Source organism: Bradyrhizobium japonicum USDA 6 (assembly GCF_000284375.1).
In the GTDB taxonomy this organism is placed as follows: Bacteria; Pseudomonadota; Alphaproteobacteria; order Rhizobiales; family Xanthobacteraceae; genus Bradyrhizobium; species Bradyrhizobium japonicum.
The window spans coordinates 5,014,742-5,033,537 of sequence record NC_017249.1 but is presented as its reverse complement, the minus strand read 5'-3'; the positions used below and the strand labels follow the sequence as shown (position 1 = coordinate 5,033,537).

Annotated in this window: 19 protein-coding genes and 1 riboswitch; of the genes, 4 read left to right on the top strand and 15 right to left on the bottom strand. The window is 64.0% G+C overall.

Annotated features, from left to right (window positions below; translation table 11 throughout):
• Positions 1-7 precede the first annotated feature (7 nt).
• The 8 genes from BJ6T_RS23825 to BJ6T_RS23800 form a co-directional block, all read right to left on the bottom strand.
• Complete coding sequence (locus BJ6T_RS23825; protein WP_014495035.1) at positions 8-1,018, bottom strand: DUF6925 family protein; 1,011 nt, start codon at positions 1,016-1,018, stop codon at positions 8-10.
• Between the two features lie 17 nt (positions 1,019-1,035).
• Entirely contained in the window at positions 1,036-2,499 is a 1,464-nt protein-coding gene (locus tag BJ6T_RS23820; RefSeq protein WP_240537910.1) for a TonB-dependent receptor plug domain-containing protein, read from the bottom strand.
• An 8-nt stretch (positions 2,500-2,507) separates the two neighbouring features.
• A complete protein-coding gene (locus tag BJ6T_RS48525; RefSeq protein WP_014495033.1) occupies positions 2,508-3,152 on the bottom strand; it encodes a TonB-dependent receptor in 645 nt (214 codons plus the stop codon).
• A 114-nt stretch (positions 3,153-3,266) separates the two neighbouring features.
• A riboswitch (cobalamin riboswitch) is annotated at positions 3,267-3,480 on the bottom strand.
• Positions 3,481-3,555: 75 nt separating this feature from the next.
• A complete protein-coding gene (locus BJ6T_RS23815; protein ID WP_014495032.1) occupies positions 3,556-3,777 on the bottom strand; it encodes a hypothetical protein in 222 nt (73 codons plus the stop codon).
• A 128-nt stretch (positions 3,778-3,905) separates the two neighbouring features.
• The gene (locus BJ6T_RS47375) at positions 3,906-4,163 is read right to left on the bottom strand and encodes a hypothetical protein (RefSeq protein WP_014495030.1); all 258 of its coding nucleotides are present in this window, start codon (positions 4,161-4,163) and stop codon (positions 3,906-3,908) included.
• Positions 4,164-4,265: 102 nt separating this feature from the next.
• Positions 4,266-4,478: a hypothetical protein gene (locus BJ6T_RS47370; protein ID WP_014495029.1), complete on the bottom strand. Its 213-nt coding sequence runs from the start codon at positions 4,476-4,478 to the stop codon at positions 4,266-4,268.
• Between the two features lie 152 nt (positions 4,479-4,630).
• Positions 4,631-4,807, bottom strand: coding sequence for a hypothetical protein (locus BJ6T_RS47365; RefSeq protein WP_014495028.1), 177 nt, complete (start codon positions 4,805-4,807; stop codon positions 4,631-4,633).
• 126 nt (positions 4,808-4,933) lie between these two features.
• Entirely contained in the window at positions 4,934-6,670 is a 1,737-nt protein-coding gene (locus BJ6T_RS23800; RefSeq protein ID WP_014495027.1) for an adenylate/guanylate cyclase domain-containing protein, read from the bottom strand.
• Between the two features lie 326 nt (positions 6,671-6,996).
• Here BJ6T_RS23800 and BJ6T_RS23795 point away from each other — a divergent pair, with 326 nt between their 5' ends.
• On the top strand, positions 6,997-9,180 hold the full coding sequence (locus BJ6T_RS23795) for a lytic transglycosylase domain-containing protein (protein WP_014495026.1): 2,184 nt from the start codon (positions 6,997-6,999) through the stop codon (positions 9,178-9,180).
• Positions 9,181-9,270: 90 nt separating this feature from the next.
• On the opposite strand, the gene BJ6T_RS23790 is transcribed toward BJ6T_RS23795, so the two are convergent.
• From BJ6T_RS23790 to BJ6T_RS23785, 3 genes are all read right to left on the bottom strand, one after another.
• Positions 9,271-9,573, bottom strand: coding sequence for a hypothetical protein (locus BJ6T_RS23790; RefSeq protein WP_014495025.1), 303 nt, complete (start codon positions 9,571-9,573; stop codon positions 9,271-9,273).
• A 68-nt stretch (positions 9,574-9,641) separates the two neighbouring features.
• Positions 9,642-9,830: a hypothetical protein gene (locus tag BJ6T_RS45860; RefSeq protein ID WP_084795121.1), complete on the bottom strand. Its 189-nt coding sequence runs from the start codon at positions 9,828-9,830 to the stop codon at positions 9,642-9,644.
• Positions 9,827-10,225 carry a hypothetical protein gene (locus BJ6T_RS23785; RefSeq protein ID WP_014495024.1) on the bottom strand — a complete coding sequence of 133 codons (399 nt, stop codon included), beginning with the start codon at positions 10,223-10,225 and terminating at the stop codon, positions 9,827-9,829. Before BJ6T_RS23785 ends, BJ6T_RS45860 begins: the two co-directional genes overlap by 4 nt.
• 701 nt (positions 10,226-10,926) lie before the next feature.
• Here BJ6T_RS23785 and BJ6T_RS23780 point away from each other — a divergent pair.
• The 3 genes from BJ6T_RS23780 to BJ6T_RS23770 all read left to right on the top strand — a co-directional run bounded on the left by BJ6T_RS23780 (position 10,927) and on the right by BJ6T_RS23770 (position 14,501).
• Complete coding sequence (locus BJ6T_RS23780) at positions 10,927-13,353, top strand: PAS domain-containing protein (RefSeq protein WP_014495023.1); 2,427 nt, start codon at positions 10,927-10,929, stop codon at positions 13,351-13,353.
• On the top strand, positions 13,350-14,027 hold the full coding sequence (locus tag BJ6T_RS23775; RefSeq protein WP_014495022.1) for a response regulator transcription factor: 678 nt from the start codon (positions 13,350-13,352) through the stop codon (positions 14,025-14,027). Before BJ6T_RS23780 ends, BJ6T_RS23775 begins: the two co-directional genes overlap by 4 nt.
• An 87-nt stretch (positions 14,028-14,114) precedes the next feature.
• Complete coding sequence (locus BJ6T_RS23770) at positions 14,115-14,501, top strand: response regulator transcription factor (protein ID WP_014495021.1); 387 nt, start codon at positions 14,115-14,117, stop codon at positions 14,499-14,501.
• A gap of 79 nt (positions 14,502-14,580) precedes the next feature.
• Here BJ6T_RS23770 and BJ6T_RS23765 read toward each other — a convergent pair whose 3' ends face one another.
• The 4 genes from BJ6T_RS23765 to BJ6T_RS23750 form a co-directional block, all read right to left on the bottom strand.
• Complete coding sequence (locus BJ6T_RS23765) at positions 14,581-15,552, bottom strand: tripartite tricarboxylate transporter substrate binding protein BugD (protein WP_014495020.1); 972 nt, start codon at positions 15,550-15,552, stop codon at positions 14,581-14,583.
• Positions 15,553-15,679: 127 nt separating this feature from the next.
• Positions 15,680-16,921 carry a threonine synthase gene (locus tag BJ6T_RS23760; protein WP_014495019.1) on the bottom strand — a complete coding sequence of 414 codons (1,242 nt, stop codon included), beginning with the start codon at positions 16,919-16,921 and terminating at the stop codon, positions 15,680-15,682.
• 201 nt (positions 16,922-17,122) lie between these two features.
• A complete protein-coding gene (gene lpdA / locus BJ6T_RS23755) occupies positions 17,123-18,544 on the bottom strand; it encodes a dihydrolipoyl dehydrogenase (RefSeq protein WP_014495018.1) in 1,422 nt (473 codons plus the stop codon).
• Between the two features lie 17 nt (positions 18,545-18,561).
• Entirely contained in the window at positions 18,562-18,795 is a 234-nt protein-coding gene (locus tag BJ6T_RS23750; RefSeq protein WP_014495017.1) for a hypothetical protein, read from the bottom strand.
• Between the last annotated feature and the right edge of the window lies 1 nt (position 18,796).

The window sequence follows — 18,796 nt, the reverse complement described above, 5'->3', positions numbered from 1 at the left end:
GTCTGACTCAGTGAAGAGCCTCCATGGGATCTTCAGTCTCGGCTGGATCGCGCCGGTCGTAGGCGGCAAGCCAGGCGGCGAGTGTCACGGTGTGCGGCTCCGTGGCCGCCAACTGGCGCAAGGCCACGCGAACGGTGGCGCGCGCCGTGCGATCGGATGGAAGCGTCACCGTCTCAGGTCCCCGCCCCTCCGCGACCGCCTCGACCACGGCCGTCTTGCACGCCGTTAGCTCCGGCAGCCCATAGAGTTCGAGCAGCGTCTGGAAGGCTGCGTGATGATCCGGCCGGAAAGCGCGCTTGCGGCCGAGCTGATCGCGCAGCGGATGGGCCGGATAGAGATGGGCGCAGGGGATCCATCCCTCGGGCAGCGGCTCGGTGGCGGCATGGGAACGGCCATGCGCGAGCAGCTTTGGCAGGACGTGGGTGTGCGGGCCGTCAGGGCTTCGCTCGCCCGGCGGCGGGATCGGCTGGAATACCTCGGCGCGCCCGATGCGGCTAACGAAGACGCGGTGCGGATTGGCGGCCAGAATGATCCGCATGGCATCGCTTTCGGACGCGAACACGGATTGGCCCGTGCGGCTCCTGAGTGCGGCAATGGCGTCGGCATCGCTGACGCGGATGCAGGCGTCGATCTGCAACGTTCCGAGGCCAAGATCGAACAGGATGCCGCTGCGATCCCTCCTCAGGAGCGCCTCGATATCCGGGCCGAGTTCGGTCAGCACGGTACGACCGCTCATGACACTGGCTTCATGCGGAAGACACAGCGCGATGCGGTGGCTCCAGCTCTCCGTGGTCGGCGATTCCGACGCGATCAGGCGCAGATCCGGGTGGGAGACAATGCGTATCCCACCCTTCTGCGTCACGACGCTGATCCCGTTGCGCGACTGCTCGATATCGAAGGCCTCGCCGGGCTCGCGTGTGAACTCGGCAATGGCACCGAACGTGCCGACGCTCCAGCCGGCCTCAGCGTCGGCAAGCTGGCTTGCGATCAGGTCCATGAGCGGATCGGCCGTCGTCATGAGGCTTCTCTCCCTCGCTATCTGACGTCGTAATTCGCCAGGCGAATGCCGCCATAGACGCCCAGTGCCGGCTGCAGAAAGCCGGTCGGATTTTGATAGTGCACATTGGCGAGATTATCGACCCGGCCAAACACCTTCACCTGGTCGGTGACCAGATATTCGGCTGCGACGTTGACGACGGTGTAGGCCGGAGCCAGCAGACGCGGAATGCTGAAGTCGCGGCTGCCATCGACGAAACTCCCGACGTGCAGCACTGTTGCGGACAATGTGATCGGGTCGACCGGATTCCAGATGACATTCGCGCTCCACTTCTCCTTCGGACGCCTCAACAGCTCCAGTCCCGCCGTCACATCGACCGCGCGGGTAAAAGTGTAGTCGGCACGAACGCGAAGCCGGTCAGTGATCGCCGCCGCGACGAAGCTCTCCGTGCCCTCCGTGATCGCCTTGCCGATATTGGTGTTGGTGCTCGTGAATGTCACGGGATCGAACGTGCTCTGGATCAGGTCCGTGATGTTGTTGCGGAAGTAGGTCGACCCGAAGCGAACGCGATCGCCAAACAAGGGTTGCTCGAAGCCGGCGTCGTATCCGACGCTTTCCTCGGGCCTGAGGTTGGGATTTGCAAAGAAGAAGAACGCGGGAAAGCTCACGTAGAGCTGGTTGAGCGTCGGCGCCTTGAACCCCGTGCCGTAGCTTCCCTTGAACTTCGTATCCGTGACCGGCACGATCGCGGCAGACGCCAGACGAAAGGTCGGATGCTCTCCAAACCGCTCGTTGTCATCCTGCCGGACGTTGGCCGTGAAGAAGACGCGATCCCGCAACTGGGACTGCAGCTCCATATATCCGGCCGTGTTGACGTTTTGCGCCGAGACTGTCGCCGTTTGCAGTGTTTCGGTCTCATGCTCCGCGCCAATGATGACATTGTTGTTGGGCGCGAGCTGGGTCGTGGTGTGCCAATCATACTTGACGCGGTCGCCTGTCGTGATCGTGGCCATCGCGTTGCCGGGCGAGATGTTGTAGTTCCAGTGATTGGTGTAGTTGACGCCGAAATAGCTCTTCATCCGGTCGTCGAGAGCAGACCAGACCGCCTCCCCGCGCGTGAAGAGCTGGTGCACCGTCTGCGTGCTTTGCGCAGCCGCGGGAAAGCTCGCGAATGTGACGGGATCGAAGGTATCTCCGGTAAAGCGCAGGGTTGCGTCAGTGTACCGCGCGACGCCGTTGAGCGTCAGGTGTTCGCTCAGTTCGGCGCCAAGCTTCGTCGAATAGGTCATATTGTCGTAGTTGTTGCCGATCGCCTTCTGCCCCGGCGGCAGCAATTCGACCGGCGTCACCGGCACGTCGTTCGCGTGGAAATGCGCAACGTTGAAGGCATAGTTGAAGTGGTCCTGTGAACCGCTCAGGCCTGCGGTTTGATTGAACGTTCCGAACGAGCCTCCCTCGACCGAGCCGGTCGCGCGGGCGGGACCGTCGCCCTTCTTCGTCACGATGGAGATCACGCCCCCAGCGCGTCTGCGCCGTAGAGACCGCCCTGCGGACCGCGCAGGACTTCGATCTGCTGAATGTCGGAGGTGAGCAACTGGCCGAAATCAAACGAACGGTTCGGGTTGCCGGGATCGCTGACGTCGATGCCGTCGATCAGGACCTTGGTGTGGTTGGAATTCGTTCCGCGCATGAAGATCGACGTCTGTCCGCCCGGACCGCCGGTCTGCACGAGGTTCAGGCCAGGAACCGCGCTCAGCGCATCGGATGCGGTCCGGCGCTGATCGCGCTCGATGTCTCTGGCGGTCAGAACCGTCACCGAGCTCGCAACCAGATTGGTCGGAGTGACAATATCCGTCGGACTGACGACGACCGTCGGAAACAGGTTGGCCGCGGATACCCCGGCAACCGGGGACGACGCCGGCACCCACTCGGGCTTCGGCACGCGAGCGACGCGCCGCTGCGCGGGCTGGTCGGGCGCACGCCGCACGACTTGCGGCTTGGCCGCACGCTCGGTCGCCGCGACCTCGACCGCCGGCAGCAGATCGGGCGATGCCGATTGCTGGGCCTGGGCAATGGACAGATCAAGTGAAGACAGGGAAACGAGCAAGACCAAGCCGGTGCGGAAGCGCCTGGCGGCAAAGACAATACGGGACACTCTTGTAACCTCGGTATGACGTCAGTGGCACGTCACAGCGAACGAGGTTTCACGGCGGAGCGTTCGATTGCTCCGGTGAAGCTAATGTCTGTACTCCCCGACCGACATCTTCGCGTGTGACCACGGTTGACGGCAGGTCTCCTGGCTCGCGGGTCGTTACCTTGCGTCGCCTTCCCAGGACCGAGATTCCCAGTGGCATATGACGAAAGATTCACCGCTTACAGTTGCGGGGGCAGCCGCGGCGTTGAGAATATCCCGGTATCGGGAAAACCTCGCACCACGTTCCCTTTTGATCTCCGTGAGGAGAACCGTCACCGGCCAATCTAGGGGGCGGGCAAGCGGAGAGTCAATCGGCCGGTTGCATCACGGTCAAAGCACCGCACCGGAGATTGAGCCGGCGCAATCAGGCCGGCTCCCGCTCCGAACGCGTCCTGATCACCGCCCGCTCGCCGGCATCGACGAGCTGGCCGATGCCGGTGCGGCCCGTGAGCGCGCAGCGGATGATGTTCTCGGCAACGGACCTGCGAAAGCGATGGTCCTCGCCGACCGGGCGATTGCGGCAGACCCGATCCAGCGCCAGCTTCATGTTGATCCGGGTGCGGGTATCGAAATGCTCGCTGATCATTCGCAGGGCCTCGATGCGTTGATGTCGGAGCGGAAACGCGTCGGCGCAGGCCGGGTTCCAAAAACGGACCGCGCAAGGTGTTGCGCAGAGCTGACTGCGCCCGATCTCTCGGTCCTGTGACAGGCGGGCTACGCCCGCCCTCTTGGCCGCTGGGCCGGAGCCCAGGCCGCGGTGACGTCGCGCAGCGGGGCGTCGCTGCGCCGGATCGGGGTCAGCTCACCGGAGGCCGAGATGATGGCGGTCTCCTCGCGGCGACAGCGCGGGCATACGAAGCGGACCTCGTGCGGCGACGCCGACCAGCTCGAACGTTTGACGTTGGCCGCCATCGGCCATGCATCGCAATGCGAGCACGACACCAGAAACCGACCGGGATCGAGCATACCCATTCCATAGGACTCCGCGTCCTGCCTGCTCCTTCAATGACTGACCCATGTGAATCGTTCCGGTGCCCGAGCACCGTCACCCCTAGCTCCAGGCAGCGACGCCGCTCAGTGGGCGCCCTTGAGGGTGCATGACGTGGTGCAGGTGACGGTGTTGCCGTGGTCGCACGCCTTGCAGGCGGCAACGCACTGGTTCATGTCGCGGGGATTGTAGGAGCTGTAGTTCCGCATCGCACAGACCGGGGTCGAGCCGGTGATGTCCTGCTCCTGATTGCAGGCGGCCGTCATGAGCGCGAAGATGAGGACTGCAACAAGGCGCATGGGATTGCCCTGGTAGGGAGCGGCAAAGCGACATCGGCGAGGTACGCTGCGCAGCAACGGATCTCGGCATTCCCACCGCGAGCAATCATGGATCGCGCCGCCCGCATCCCGGAGGATGCGCGCCAAACATTAAGAACGGCTTGCAGTCGGCGTCAGGCCGCGGCCTTGGTCGCGATCACCTTCCGCATATCAACCGCCAGCTGACGGTACTGCTCCGAGAGTTTCAGATAGAACTCGCGCTTGGTGCTGTCGGTTGCGAGCTTGGCGATCAGCTCGCATTCGGCGGTGAGCGTCTCGAACCGTTCCAGCCTGTCCTGAAGTTCTGTCATCGGCGTGTCCCCATCAAACGCCTCAAGGGACGACTAACCTAAGCCCGGGAATTAGGTCACTGCGAACATCGTTATCGAGTAGAAGCGTTTTTTCCGGCAAGGGCGGTGCCGGCCCGGCAAGGACGGCTATTTCTGCTCGAGCCGCCAAGCGCCGTCCCAATTGGCGTCCGGCGGATTGGCCTCGAACTGCGCGATGCGGCCGAGCAGCGTGCGCGAGGGACCGTCGCCGGGCACGGCTTCGAGCGCCGTGTTGAACGCGGCGCGAGCCTCGTCGAAGCGCCGGTCGCGATAGGCGGCGAGGCCTTCGGCATAATGCGTGCGCAGGCTCTGCTGCGGGACGCTGAGCCCGTGCGCCTTGCTCATCACCTCGAAAATGGCTTGTGGCGCACTCTGCCCGGCCACCGCGAGACGATCGATCTCGCGCAGCTCGCAGCTCGAGCCGATCACGTCCGCACTGGCCTGCGAGATCAGGATGCGGGTGCCGTAGGTCTTGTTGACGGCCTCCAACCGTGAAGCCAGGTTCACAGCGTCGCCCATCACGGTGAAGCTCATCATCAGTTCGGAGCCGATGCTGCCGGTCAGGACCTCGCCGGTGGCGATGCCGATCCGCAGATCGCACGGCGCCGGCATGGCGCGGATGCCGAGCAGGTCCGGCAACTGCTTCTGGAGCGCGGGCACCTGGTCGGCCATGTCGATGGCGGCGAAGCAGGCGAGCAGCGCCGGCTCGTCCTCCTCGATGAACGGAGGCCCCCAATAGGCCATGATGGCATCGCCGATATATTTATCGATGACACCGCGATTGTTCCTGATGGGACCGGACATCACCGTGAAATAGTGGTTCATCACCTTGACGAGGCCGCGCGGGGTCATGCCCTCGCTCATCGAGGTGAAGCCGCTCATGTCGCAAAACATGATGGTCATCACCCGGCGCTGGCCGTCGATGGCGACCTCCGGTCGGTCGATCAGCCCCTGCACCACCTTGGGATCGATGTAGCGGCCAAAGGTCTCGCGGATGCGCTCATTGTGCCTGAGTTGCTCGACCATGCGATTGAAGGCGGCGGCGAGCTCGCCGATCTCGTCCTGGGTCGAGACCGTGATCGGCCTGTCGAAGCGACCGGCCTCGACCTCGCGGGTACCGGCGAGCAGCAGGCGCACCGGCCGCGTGATGCCGCTCGAGACCAGCAACGCAAAGGCAAATCCGACCACCGCTGCGAGGATGGTGACGATGCCGGAGATGATGATAGCCTTCCGCTGTTGGCCGACCACGGTCGACGTCGAGGCATAGACCTGCTTGAGCATGTCGGCACGAATGCCGTCAACCCTCTGGTTGAACTGGTCGCGCAGCGCGTCGAGATGCTCCAGCGTGCCGCGCGCCTCCGGCATCTGCTTGGCATCGATCTGCTTGAGGAGCTTAGCGTGCGCCTCGTTCATGCCCTGGCGCAGCTCTGTGACGGCGGTCTCGATGCGGGTGTCGATCCGCGCCAGCGCGGCATTGTCCGACGGCGTCCTGGAATCGTCGATGATCGCGTTGATGTGGCTGCGCGCGTCCGAGGTCTCCGCCTCGATCTTGCGGTCGGCCTCCTCGAACTCTTTCAGCCGTGCAGCGTACGCCTCCTCGTCCGGGGCTTCCTGCATCTTCATCATGACCATGCGCCGCAGCGCCACCGACCGCTCCAGCGAGCGGATATTGGCGCGCGCCAGATCGCCATAGGCCGGGATGTAGCGGTTGGTCAGCTCGTCCAGGAGGACCCCGACCTGGCTCGACATCACCATCGAAAGAATCGAGGTGACGAGCATCAGGACGATCAATCCGAGGGCGATCCCGACGATCTTGCGCCTGATCGACTGGTTGAAAAGTGGCATGAGCGGTGGGGTCAAGAGCTGAGAGGACCGGTTGGGAACTCAATACACCGGTTTTGGCGGCGGGAACACGCGCAATCTGGCCCTTGCGTCGCCCCTGACCGCGCGCAACCGTCGCGCGAACCCCATTCGTTAACAAAGGCTAAAGACGATACCCTTTCCGCCATTTCGGAAGTTCCCGAGTTCCCATCGGTATTTTGCCGCATTGTTGAAGGAGCGTGAGGATTGCGAAACGATGTCGTGGCATCGTTTTGGGTGTCGTCTTTGATTCTCAAGCCGCATGTCGTCGCGGACCTTGGTTTGTAGTGGTTTCGCAGGGGGACCATCGAATGAACCAGTGCCTACGCTCGCTCGCGTGTGTCATTGTCGTGGCCGCTTTGGCCTTGATCCCAACCGAGCTGGCAGCGAAGAGCAGTCACAAATCGTCCGCGTCGAAGAAGACGCATGAGGCGAAAGCCGGCAAGCCGCGCCATGCTGCGGTCAAGTCGCGCCATGGCAAGCACGCCGAGGCCAAACGCAAGTCGAAGAAGAACGACGAGCCCTCGGACAAGCCGGCGCCGCCGCCGCTCACCGGCGACCTCGCCGCGCTGAAGGACGCCATCGATCTCGCGCGCAAGGGCAAGACCGACGACGCCAGTGCGGCGCGCGACCGTATTGCCGATCCGGCCGGACAGAAGCTCGCCGACTGGTTCATGCTGCGCCATTCCGAGAGCACGGCACCTTTCAAGCGCTACGCCGCCTTCCTCGCCGCCAACCCGGGCTGGCCGAGCAGCGCCCTGCTCCGCCGCCGCGCCGAAGCACGGCTGTGGCAGGAGAAGAGCGACGCGGCAACCGTGCACAAGTTCACGATGGACCGGCCGACCAGCGCCAAGGGCAAGTTCGCGCTCGCCCGCGTGCTCCTGGGTGAAGGCGACAATGACAGGGCTACGCGCCTGGTGCGCGAGGCCTGGCGCACGGACGAACTATCCGAGCGCAGCGAGGAGGATTCCTACGAGGCGTTCCGCGATCTCCTGACCGCGGACGATCATCGCGCCCGCATGGACAAGCGCCTCGGCGCCAAGGACTACGCCGGTGCAAGGCGCGCCGCAAAACGGCTTGGCGAAGATGCGCTCGCGATCGTCAAGGCCTGCGCGGCGGTCACCGGCAAGGCCAACAAGGCCAAGGATTATCTCGAGGACGTCTCGACCGAAGCCCGCCGCGATCTCGGCTATGTCCTGTGCCGCGCGCAGTGGCATCTTCAGAACGACCGCATCGACGACGCCGCCGAGGTGATCCTGGCAGCCGCGCCCGACACGATGGCGGCCCAGGACACCGATGCCTGGTGGCGCGAGCGCCGCCTGCTCGCGCGAAAGCTGCTCGACCAGGGCAAGTTCAAGACCGCCTACGACGTGGTGCGCGCGGCGGCGGTGCCCGCGATGGAAGTCTATCGCGTCGACTACCACTTCATGTGCGGCTGGATCGCACTGCGCTATCTCGACGATCCCAAGGCGGCCATGGTGCACTTCGCCGCGATCGACGAAGGCTCGGCCAATCCGATCGCGCTGTCGCGGGCGCATTACTGGCGCGGCCGCGCGGCCGAGGCGATGGGGGCGACGGCGGATGCGCGCATGAGCTATCAGGCCGCTGCGCGCTATCCGACCGCCTATTACGGCCAGCTCGCACGCGCCAGGCTCGGCCTCGACGGGATCGAGCTGCGCCCGCCCTCGCCCGTGCTGGCCGCGGCCGACACACCGCCCGCGGACGAGCGCGTCCGCGCCGCCGAGATGCTCTACGGCATCGGCGAGCGCGACATGGTGTTCTATTACGCCGAAGATTTCGCCAAGGAGAGCACCGACGTCGCAGCGCTGGAAGCGCTCGGCGAACTCGCCGGCCGGCGCAACGATGCGCGCGTGATGCTGGAGGTCGGCAAGTCGGCGCTGGCGCGCGGGCTTGCGCTCGACCATTACGCCTTCCCGACCATCGGCATTCCCGAGCACAAGCAGGTCGCGCCCGCGATCGAGACCAGCGTGATCTATTCGGTGGCACGCACCGAAAGCTCGTTCGACCAGCGCGACAAGTCACCCGCCAACGCGGTCGGGCTGATGCAAGTGACCCCGGAGGCGGGCCGCGATACCGCAAGACGCTTTGGCCTGACCTATGACTGGGACAGGATGGTGTCCGATCCCGTCTACAACACGCAGATGGGCGCGGCCGAGCTCAGCGCGCTGCTGTCGGAATATCGCGGCGACCAGATCATGACCTTCGCCGGCTATAATGCCGGCCGCGGCCGGGTGCGCGAATGGGTACAGGCGCGCGGCGACCCGCGCGACTCCAAGGTCGATCCGGTCGACTGGGTCGAGCGCATCCCGCTGTCGGAGACACGCAACTACGTCCAGCGCGTGATTGAGAACGTGCTGGTCTACCGCGCCCGGTTCGAGGGCAGCGGCACAGCCACGGCGAAGTCCGAGCAACGCGTCACGACGCACGAAGTCAGCGCGGCACCCACGGCAGCGGCCGCAGCCGCCGCGCCCTAGCTTCGCAACGCCGGGGCTGGACGCGGCGCGAAGCTGGATGCAGTGACTGCGGCCGACCACTCTGCGCCGCCCGCATCGTCAGGCTACCCGTCACCTCCTTCCGTGGTCAGAAGGTTCGTGCGCACGCAGAAATGCTTCCGTCAGCGCGCCCGAGAGCGCGCCGAATTGCATCATCCAGCTCCAGCTCGAAATGGCCGCTAAGACCGTGACCATCTCGAGCGAACTGCGGTAAGGCCAGAGCGCTTCCATGCTCGTCTGCTGATACCGGCGGTAGCAATCATACTTGCAGTACCGCCGTTGCGTGGACACATGCCGGACGTAGCTCGAGCCCAGCGGCCGGGCGCACGCGCTGCAGGTGACGCCATGGCGCGGTTGGTCCTGGTTGACGAGCATGAATTTCAACGTCCTGTCCTCCCCTGCCAGCAGCCTCATCGGCCCATGCGCCTCGCCCACCCGTCAGCTCAAGACGCCGCTTGCGCTCGCCTCTCGATCAACGGCGCCGCTTCGTGATGGAGCGCGTAACACTCGTAGCCGCAATAGGGCAGCAGCGTCTTCGCGTCGCGCAGATAGCCGCCGCTGATCTCCTCGCAGCACCATAGACAGAATGTCTTGCGGAAAGGGGTCCTGCCGTTCACCAATATGAATCTCACGTGGCACCTCCCAACGCGAAGCAGTAGACCGTGTCGACCAGAGAGGCGGACGGTGGCGGCGCGCAAAGATGGTTGCGGCCGTCGGGATTGTCCCTGTTTCGCTCGACCTTCTGGGATGGAATGAGGATGTACTTCCCGTCTTCCCGGCGCCGCGCGTAAATCCGGCCGTCGACGTATCGCACCTCGGTCGGGTAGCAATCCGCGCTGTTGCAGCAACTGAGCACGGGATTGTCGGGCATGTGCCAGCTGGAATAGAACTTCTCGTGCAGGAGCTGATCCTGGAGCGGATGATGACGATGTGCACCATCCTGTCCGAGCTCGTCGGCCTTCACTCCCGTTACCAACGGAAGCGGCAGCGCGATCATCAAGAGGAGCTTGCAAGCACGGTTCAGCACGCAGCCTCCGGTTCAGAATTGCCGAATGGAGCCGATCGAAGGGCTAATCCTCATGCCGCATGGAATCGAAACAACCATCGGCGGTCGCGTTCGCGGCGCGCCCTGAAGCGATCGAGACATTTTCTGGAGCAGAGCGGCGTTCGCCAGGAATAATATCGGATCAGGCCAAACTTGCCGCTACAGACAGCGCAGGCTTTTACAGCAGGACCGCGCTCGGAGTGTTCAGGCGTATCGCACATCATGCTCTCCTTCCGGCTCTCATGGTCGCGGCTTCGCGCGTACGCTGACGTACGGCCATCCACGCTCGTTAGTGAAATGCGGCCTCTCAATCGCGACCCGCCAATCGTGCGGCAGGTCGGGCAATGGACGCAGAGCTATCGGCAGCACATCGGGCTAATCGCCGGCTTGTGGCCTCGTACATCGCGTCCCCTCGATGGTTGTGAGACTAATCCGCATGCAACGGACGACTCAATTGTACGGAGGTAAATGTGCGCTATGACTTGGGATGCGCGAGCTATACGTAGGTTTGTCCCGTAGTTTTTCGGGCCTTCGCCGCACCTTCGCAACGAGACGGCGCAAGGCCGGCAGGCTGCACGGCTGCCGCGAGTTTCGGCGCGGAGCTCTACCTCGGTCGGAGGGAATTGCTCCCCTGGTTGCAAAGTGCTCTACTTGCTTCGACCCTGCGAGCCGGGACGCCCGCGATGATGCCTGGCCAAATCGCGAAATTTGGGAATTCGGCCGCACAATTGCTGCTCGGCGGCCTCGCGGCGCTTCGATCTTTCGGCACCGGCGAGAAGGACAGACCCGCGGTCGGTGATGACTCGCGACAGGACATCCGCGATCTACGCGACGCCGTGAAGCAGTGGCGCGAGGTATTCGAGCACAATCCGGTCATGTACTTCATGGTCGATCCGGCCGGGACGGTGCTCAACGTGAACACGTTTGGCGCCGCACAATTGGGCTACACGGCGGCCGAGTTGACCGGCCAATCCGTGCTGAACGTCTTTTTCGAGGAAGACCGCAACTTCGTCCGTCAATGCGTAGGTCTGTGCCTGGAAACCGTGGACCAGTCGCACACCTGGGAGATTCGCAAGATCCGCAAAGACGGCTCGGTTCTCTGGGTCCGTGAAAACGCCAAGGCGATGCTGCGCGGCGACGGCACGCCGGTCGTGCTGGTCGCCTGTGAAAACATCACCCAGCGCAAGGAGGCGGAGGATGCGCTGCGGCAGAGCGAGGCCTACCTCGCCCAGGCTCAGGAACTGAGCCGCACGGGCAGCTTCGGCTTGAGCCCCGCGACCGGCGAGATCTTCTGGTCGAGGGAAACCTTTCGCATTTTCCAATGTGACCCGGCAACGCAGCCGAACCTGGGCTTCGTTTTTCAGCGCATCCATCCGGAGGACCGCGATGCGGTCCGCAAGACCCTCGATCGAGCCTTCCGCGAAGCGGAGGATTTCGACCATGAATATCGCCTGTTGATGCCGGATGGATCCATCAAATATCTCCATTCCGTGGCACGCGCGGTGAGACGTGCATCCGGCTGCGTCGAGTTCGCCGGCGCTGTCACCGATGTCACGATTGCAAAGGAAACAGAGCAGAGGCTGCGCCGCAGTGAGGCCTATCTGGCCGAGGCCCAACGCCTCAGCCATACGAGCAGCTGGGCCTGGGACGTACGTCGTCAGGAGTTTGCCTACCGATCGGCTGAACTCTACCGCCTGTTCGGATTTGAGCCGGACCAGACCGATGTCCCGGCGCGGGCTTTCCAGCAACGGATCCTCGCCGATGACTTTCAACGAATTGCCGACGCGGAACGTCGCGCAATCCACCAGGGGGAGCCCTTCGAAATCGACTTTCGGATTGCGCGCCCGGACGGTTCGATACGACGTGTCCATACGGAGGGACATCCTGTCAAAGGCGGCGATGGCGATGTGATGGAGATCATCGGCACGCACGTGGACGTCACCGAGCAGTTCGCCGCAAAAGAAGCACTGCAAAAGGCCTTTGACGAGCTCAAGCAATCCGAGCAGCGCTTCCGCGACTATGCCGAAACCGCGTCGGACTGGTTTTGGGAGACCGGGCCGGATCACCGCATCACCCGGATATCGGAACACGCCGATACGGCCAGTCCGGTGCCGACCGGCTTGATCGGGCTGACACGTTGGGACCTTCCGCCCGATGCCGAGTTCGAGCCCGAGAAATGGGAGCAGCATCGCGCGGCGCTCGATGCCCACCTTCCGTTCCGCGACCTGGTTTACCGCGGCAGGGATCGTAACGGATCTCCGATTTACGTGCGCACCAGCGGCAAGCCCTTCCATGACGAGAATGGTAGCTTCCTTGGCTATAGGGGCGTCAGCAGCGATGTGACAGCGGCGATCCGCACCGAGCAGGCCGAAGATGCCCTGCGCAAAGCGCAAGCCGAGCTCGCTCACGTGACGCGCATCACGACGCTCGGCGAGCTCACCACCTCGATTGCCCACGAAATCAACCAGCCTCTCGCCGCCGTCATTTCCAATGCGGACGCCTGCATCGGCTGGCTCGGCCGCGCCCCGGCCGATCTCGATGCTGCGCGCCGGTCCGTCGAATGGATCGTCGAGGACGCCAATCGGGCCAGCGAGGTGATCCGCCGAATCCGGGCGCTCGCGAAAAAGACCGAGATCGAGATGGTTCCACTCGATATCAATCAGGTCGTGAGGGAGGTGATGGCCCTCGTGCGGCGCGAGCTCGCCACCCATGCCGTGTCGGTGCGAATGGAGTTGGCGTCCGGCCTGCCCAACATTTGTGGCGATCGGATCCAGCTCCAGCAGGTGCTGATCAACCTCGTCATGAACGGGATCGAGGCGATGCAAGCCAATGTCGAGCTCCCGCGCGAGCTGGCGATCCGCTCCAGTCGGGACGGCGACGGGCACCTGCTCCTTACCGTGACAGATCGCGGTGTCGGCCTTGACAGCGACGTGACGGACCGCATCTTCATGCCGTTCTTCACCACAAAGTCGAGCGGCCTGGGGATGGGACTATCGATCTGCCGATCGATCATCGAGGCTCACGCGGGCCGGCTGTCGGCATTTCCAAACGAGGGGAGCGGTGCAACATTCCAGATTGCCCTGCCCGTCCCGCACGAGGCCGCGTCGTGACCGACCAGGCCAAGCCAACACAGGCGCAGGCACAGGCGGGGGCCGACGATCCGATCGTCCTGATCGTCGATGACGATCCGTCGATGCGGCGTGCGCTCACCAATCTCTTCCAATCGGTCGGCCTCAGGGTGGAGGCCTTCGGCTCGGCGGCGGAGGTCTTGGAAGCCAAGCCGCCGGGGGTCCCCAGCTGCCTCGTGCTCGACATCCGCCTGCCCGGCTCGAGCGGCTTCGACCTCCAGGCGGACCTCGTGAAGGCCGACATTCGCACGCCCATCATCTTCATCACCGGTCATGGCGATATCCCGATGACCGTCAGGGCCATGAAGAGTGGCGCCATCGATTTTCTGACCAAGCCGGTGCGCGACCAGGACATGCTGGATGCAGTCCAGGCTGCGATCGAACGGGATCGCAGGCGGCGCGATGCCGAGAAGTCGGTGTCAAGCGTGCGCGCTCGCTTCGAAGGCCTGACGGCGCGTCAGCGCGACATTCTCGTCCTGGTTGCGTCGGGCCTGATGAATAAGCAAGTCGCTGCCGAGCTCGGATTGGCTGAGATTACCGTCAAGATCTATCGCGGGCAGATCATGCGGAAAATGGGCGCGAAGTCATTGGCCGATCTCGTCAGAATGACCGAGACGCTCGGAATCCCACGCCCGGGGGGAAAAGTGCAAACCTAAGTATGCTTTCCAAGGTCGCTCCAGGGGCCCATTTTCCGATGGGCGGCTGCGTCGCGGGCGGCGGCTCCCCGATCAGGAGCGATCATCTTGTCAGACCCTTCGGTCATTTCCGTCATTGACGATGATCCCTCCGTCCGCCTTGCGACCAACAATCTCCTGACGTCGCGGGGATACACGGTCTACATCTTTGGCTCCGCTCTCGAATTTCTCCAGTCGGCCGAACTGAAGACGACATCCTGCGTGATCGCGGATGTGCAGATGTCGGTCATGGGCGGGGTTGATCTTTTGATGCATATGCGCGGCCTTGGTCACCGCACACCGTTCATCTTCATGACTGCCTTTCCCGACGATGCCGTGCGCGACCGCGCGCTGAAAGCTGGCGCCATCTGCTTTCTCGCGAAGCCGTTTTCAACGCCGACCCTGATCAATTGCCTGGAGAAGGCCCTGTCGAAGCAGAGCGAAGCTAAGGCGTAACGCCGCGCCGCGTGAACCTGATTGCTCCACAGGGTGCGGCGACTTGACGTTGTGGCCGCATCCGAAGAGGCAAGCCGCATCAATCCACCTTGATGTTGGCGGCCTTGATAATCGGCCACCATTTTGCGATTTCCGCCTTCTGGCGGGCGCCGAGCGCTTCGGGCGTGAGCTGATCCTTGGGCGTCATCTCGAGGCCCTGGCTCTCGAGCTGCTTCTTCACGGCCGGATCGTTCAGCGCTTCCACGGCGGCCGCATTGAGCTTGGTGACGATCTCCTTCGGCGTGCCTTTCGGCACCCACAGGCCCGACCACAACGTCATGTTGAAGCCTTTCAGCCCCGCCTCGGCTGCCGTCGGGATGTCCGGCGCCGACGAGAGCCGCTTGTCGTCGGTGATGGCATAGGCGCGGATCGTGCCGGCGCGGACCTGGTTGATGGAGTTGGAGGTCTGATCGATGATGACGTCGATCTGGCCGGCGATGAGATCGTTCAGCGCGGGCGCCGTGCCGCGATACGGCACATATTGCAGCTTGATGCCGCTGACGCTCTCGAAATAGACACCGGCGATATGGCTGCCGGAGCCTGCGCCGGCGGTGCCGGCGGTCGGCGGCGACGGCCGCGACTTCAGCCACTCGATGAGCTCCTTCAGCGAGGTCGCGGGCACTGCATTCTTGCTCACCACGATCATCGGATTGCTCGGCAGCAGCACCACCGGCTCGAGATCGGCGACGAGGTCGTATTTGAGCTTGTAGACGGCGCCGTTGGCAACATGGGTGCCGAGATGGCCGAAGGAGACGGTGTAGCCGTCCGGCGCCGACTGCACGGCGCGACCGACGCCGATCGAGCCGCCCGCGCCGGTGACATTCTCGATCACCAGCGGCTGGCCGAGCGTCACCCGCATGCGCTCGGCGAGCACGCGCGCCATCGCATCCGACGGGCCGCCGGCGGCGAAGGGAACGATGACGGTGATGGGATGTGAGGGATAGTCGTCGGCGCGCGCGGCGCCGGCCACAGCGAGAACACCGATCAGCCCGGCTAAGATGGCCTTCTTCATTGTCTTCTCCCCAGCGATGTCTTTGTTGCTTTTTGTGCCCTCCCGCGTACGGGAAGAGGGATCGGTCGTGAAGAGACGAAATGACGCGCCGGAGCGCGATCATCGCGCTCCGGCGGTCTGGTCGTGCCTAGAACTGCGTGTAGTCGATCGGCTTGTGGCGATCGAGCGTGCGGGTCACCGGCGGCAGCGGGTACTTCAGGCCCGTCGCGCAGTTGAACAGCATCACGCGGTCGGTCTTGCTGACGCGGCCGTCGGCAAGGCTGTCCTTGTAGGCGGCGTAGGTCGCGGCGCCCTCGGGACAGAGCAGCAGCCCCTCCTCGCGTGCGACCTCGTTCAGCGCCGCCGAGATCTTGTCGTCGTCGACCGCGATGGCAAAACCCTTGCTCTGACGCACGGCACGCAGGATCAGGAAATCGCCGATCGCCTGCGGCACGCGGATGCCCGACGCAATCGTGTGGGCGTCTTCCCAGCGCGTCGCATGCTCGGTGCCGGCGTCATAGGCCCGCACCATCGGCGCGCAGCCCGACGCCTGCACCGCGACCATGCGCGGGCGCTTGGAGCCGATGAACCCGATCTTCTCCAGCTCGTCGAAAGCCTTCCACATTCCGATCAGGCCAGTGCCGCCGCCGGTCGGATAGAAGATCACGTCGGGCACGTCCCAGCCGAGCTGCTCGGCGAGCTCCAGGCCCATCGTCTTCTTGCCCTCGATACGGTACGGCTCCTTGAGCGTGGACGTGTCGAACCAGCCGACTTTTGCCTTGCCTTCGCCGACGATCTTGCCGCAATCGTCGATATAGCCGTTGACGCGATAGACGGTCGCGCCCTGAAGCTCGATCTCGCTCACGTTCACTTCCGGCGTGTCGGCCGGGCAGAAGATCGTGGTCTTGATGCCGCAGGAGGTCGCGTAGGCCGCGAGCGCCGCGCCGGCATTGCCGTTGGTCGGCATCGCCATGTGCTTGATGCCGAGCGCCTTGCCCATCGACACCGCCATCACGAGGCCCCGCGCCTTGAACGAGCCGGTCGGCAGGCGTCCCTCGTCCTTGACGATGATCTCGCCGCCGCCAAGCTTGGCGCCGAGCTTCGGTAGCCGGATCAGCGGCGTCGTGACCTCGCCGAGCGAGACGATGTCCTTGCATTTGCGCACGGGCAAGAGCTCGCGGTAGCGCCACATGTCGCCGGGACGCTGGGCAAGCGCATCCTTGGTCAGCGCCTTCTTCACGCCCGCGAGGTCGTAGCGCACCAATAGCGGCTTGCCGGCCTTGGAAAGATTGTGGACCTGGTCGGCGGCGTAATGATCGCCCTCCATCGCGCATTCGAGGTGCGTAACGAAGGTCGGGCGTTCGATGGTGAGATTGTCGTTATCGTGCATGGGTTGACCCCTCTTGTTGTTCTGCTTGGTTGCTATTGAACCCGTCACCCTGAGGTGCCGGAGCGAAGCGGAGGCCTCGAAGGGCGACGAGCCCGGCTGCATTTCGGCCGTTCACCCTTCGAGGCTCGCCCAGCGGCGCAATTGCGCCGCAAGGCTCGCACCTCAGGATGACGGATCGGGCACGGCGCCACCGTCCAATCCTCAAATATTCAACACCCTTCCATACGCATCGAGCACGGCTTCCTTCATCATCTCCGACAGGGTCGGATGCGGGAACACCGTGTGCATCAGCTCTTCTTCGGTCGTCTCCAGGTTCATCGCGACGACGTAGCCCTGGATCAGCTCGGTGACTTCGGCACCGACCATGTGGGCGCCGAGGAGCTGGCCGGTCTTCTTGTCGAAGATCACCTTGACGAGACCCTGGTCTTCGCCGAGCGCAATCGCCTTGCCGTTGCCGACGAACGGGAAACGGCCGACGCGGATCTCTCGGCCACTCTCCTTGGCCTTGGCTTCGGTGAGGCCGACGGAGGCGACCTGCGGCTGGCAATAGGTGCAGCCCGGGATCAGGTTCTTGTCCATGGGATGCGGATGCAGGCCCTTGATGGCCTCGACGCAGATCACGCCTTCATGCTCGGCCTTGTGCGCCAGCATGGGGGGACCGGCGACGTCGCCGATGGCGTAGATGCCGGGGACGTTGGTCTTGCCGTAGCCGTCGATGACGATACAGCCGCGATCCGTTTTGACACCGAGCTTTTCGAGGCCGAGATTCTCGATATTGCCGACGACGCCGACCGCCGAGATCACGCGCTCGAACTCGGTGGTGACGGGTTTGCCCTTGCCGTCGTCGATGGTGGCGACGACGCTGTCGGCCTTCTTCTCCAGCTTCGTGACCTTGGTCGAGGACATGATCTTGATGCCCTGCTTCTCGAGGCGCTTGCGGGCGAGGCCTGCAATCTCGGCGTCCTCGACGGGCAGGATTTGCGGCAGCACCTCGACCACGGTGACCTCGGAGCCCATGGTGTGGAAGAACGAGGCGAACTCGATGCCGATCGCGCCTGAGCCGACGACCAGCAGCGACTTCGGCATCTTCTCCGGGACCATCGCTTCGAAATAGGTCCAGATAAGCTTCTTGTCGGGCTCGAGCCCGGGCAGCACGCGCGGCCGCGCACCGGTTGCAATGATGATGTGCTTGGCCTGGTAGCTCCCCTCGCCCAGCGCACCCTTCGGGCCCTCGACGTCGGACTTCTTCACGGTGACCTTGCCGGGCGCGTCGATCGAGGCCGCGCCCCAGATCACGCTGACCTTGTTCTTCTTCATCAGGAAGCCGACGCCGTCGTTCAGCCGCTTCGAGACGCCGCGCGAACGCTGCACCACCGCCTTCGGGTCGAACGAGACCTTTTCCGCCGACAGGCCGTAATCCTTGGCGTGCTGCATGTAGTGGTAGATCTCGGCGGAGCGCAGCAGCGCCTTGGTCGGGATGCAGCCCCAGTTCAGGCAGATGCCGCCGAGATAGGACTTCTCGACGATCGCGACCTTGAAACCGAGCTGGGCGGCGCGGATCGCGGTGACATAGCCGCCGGGGCCAGAGCCGATGATGATGACGTCGAAGGATGTATCGGCCATGGCGGCTCCCGTTCAACTCAAGCGGTCGTTGCGCCGCGGGCGCGGCGATTGCGGATGTAGGTTCTGATCAGCCATTCCGAGAGAATGGCGGCGGCCATGACGGCGAAGATGGTGAGCGCGATCGGCGCCCAGATGTTGCGCGACAGCGCCTCGCCGGCGAAGAAGGCGGAGTCAACGATGTCGCGGCCGAGCGGGCTGAGCGTGAGGATCAGCGAGACCAGCATCGAGATCCAGGGCCAGCGCGTCGTCATG

What these genes read in the sequence shown, in the direction of transcription:
- BJ6T_RS23825 (WP_014495035.1), bottom strand. Translation starts at nt 1,018, where the DNA reads ATGACGACGGCCGATCCGCTCATGGACCTGATCGCAAGCCAGCTTGCC.
- BJ6T_RS23815 (WP_014495032.1), bottom strand. Translation starts at nt 3,777, where the DNA reads ATGATCAGCGAGCATTTCGATACCCGCACCCGGATCAACATGAAGCTG.
- BJ6T_RS47375 (WP_014495030.1), bottom strand. Translation starts at nt 4,163, where the DNA reads ATGGGTATGCTCGATCCCGGTCGGTTTCTGGTGTCGTGCTCGCATTGC.
- BJ6T_RS47370 (WP_014495029.1), bottom strand. Translation starts at nt 4,478, where the DNA reads ATGCGCCTTGTTGCAGTCCTCATCTTCGCGCTCATGACGGCCGCCTGC.
- BJ6T_RS47365 (WP_014495028.1), bottom strand. Translation starts at nt 4,807, where the DNA reads ATGACAGAACTTCAGGACAGGCTGGAACGGTTCGAGACGCTCACCGCC.
- BJ6T_RS23800 (WP_014495027.1), bottom strand. Translation starts at nt 6,670, where the DNA reads ATGCCACTTTTCAACCAGTCGATCAGGCGCAAGATCGTCGGGATCGCC.
- BJ6T_RS23795 (WP_014495026.1), top strand. Translation starts at nt 6,997, where the DNA reads ATGAACCAGTGCCTACGCTCGCTCGCGTGTGTCATTGTCGTGGCCGCT.
- BJ6T_RS23790 (WP_014495025.1), bottom strand. Translation starts at nt 9,573, where the DNA reads ATGCTCGTCAACCAGGACCAACCGCGCCATGGCGTCACCTGCAGCGCG.
- BJ6T_RS23780 (WP_014495023.1), top strand. Translation starts at nt 10,927, where the DNA reads ATGATGCCTGGCCAAATCGCGAAATTTGGGAATTCGGCCGCACAATTG.
- BJ6T_RS23765 (WP_014495020.1), bottom strand. Translation starts at nt 15,552, where the DNA reads ATGAAGAAGGCCATCTTAGCCGGGCTGATCGGTGTTCTCGCTGTGGCC.
- BJ6T_RS23760 (WP_014495019.1), bottom strand. Translation starts at nt 16,921, where the DNA reads ATGCACGATAACGACAATCTCACCATCGAACGCCCGACCTTCGTTACG.
- lpdA (WP_014495018.1), bottom strand. Translation starts at nt 18,544, where the DNA reads ATGGCCGATACATCCTTCGACGTCATCATCATCGGCTCTGGCCCCGGC.
- BJ6T_RS23750 (WP_014495017.1), bottom strand. Translation starts at nt 18,795, where the DNA reads ATGACGACGCGCTGGCCCTGGATCTCGATGCTGGTCTCGCTGATCCTC.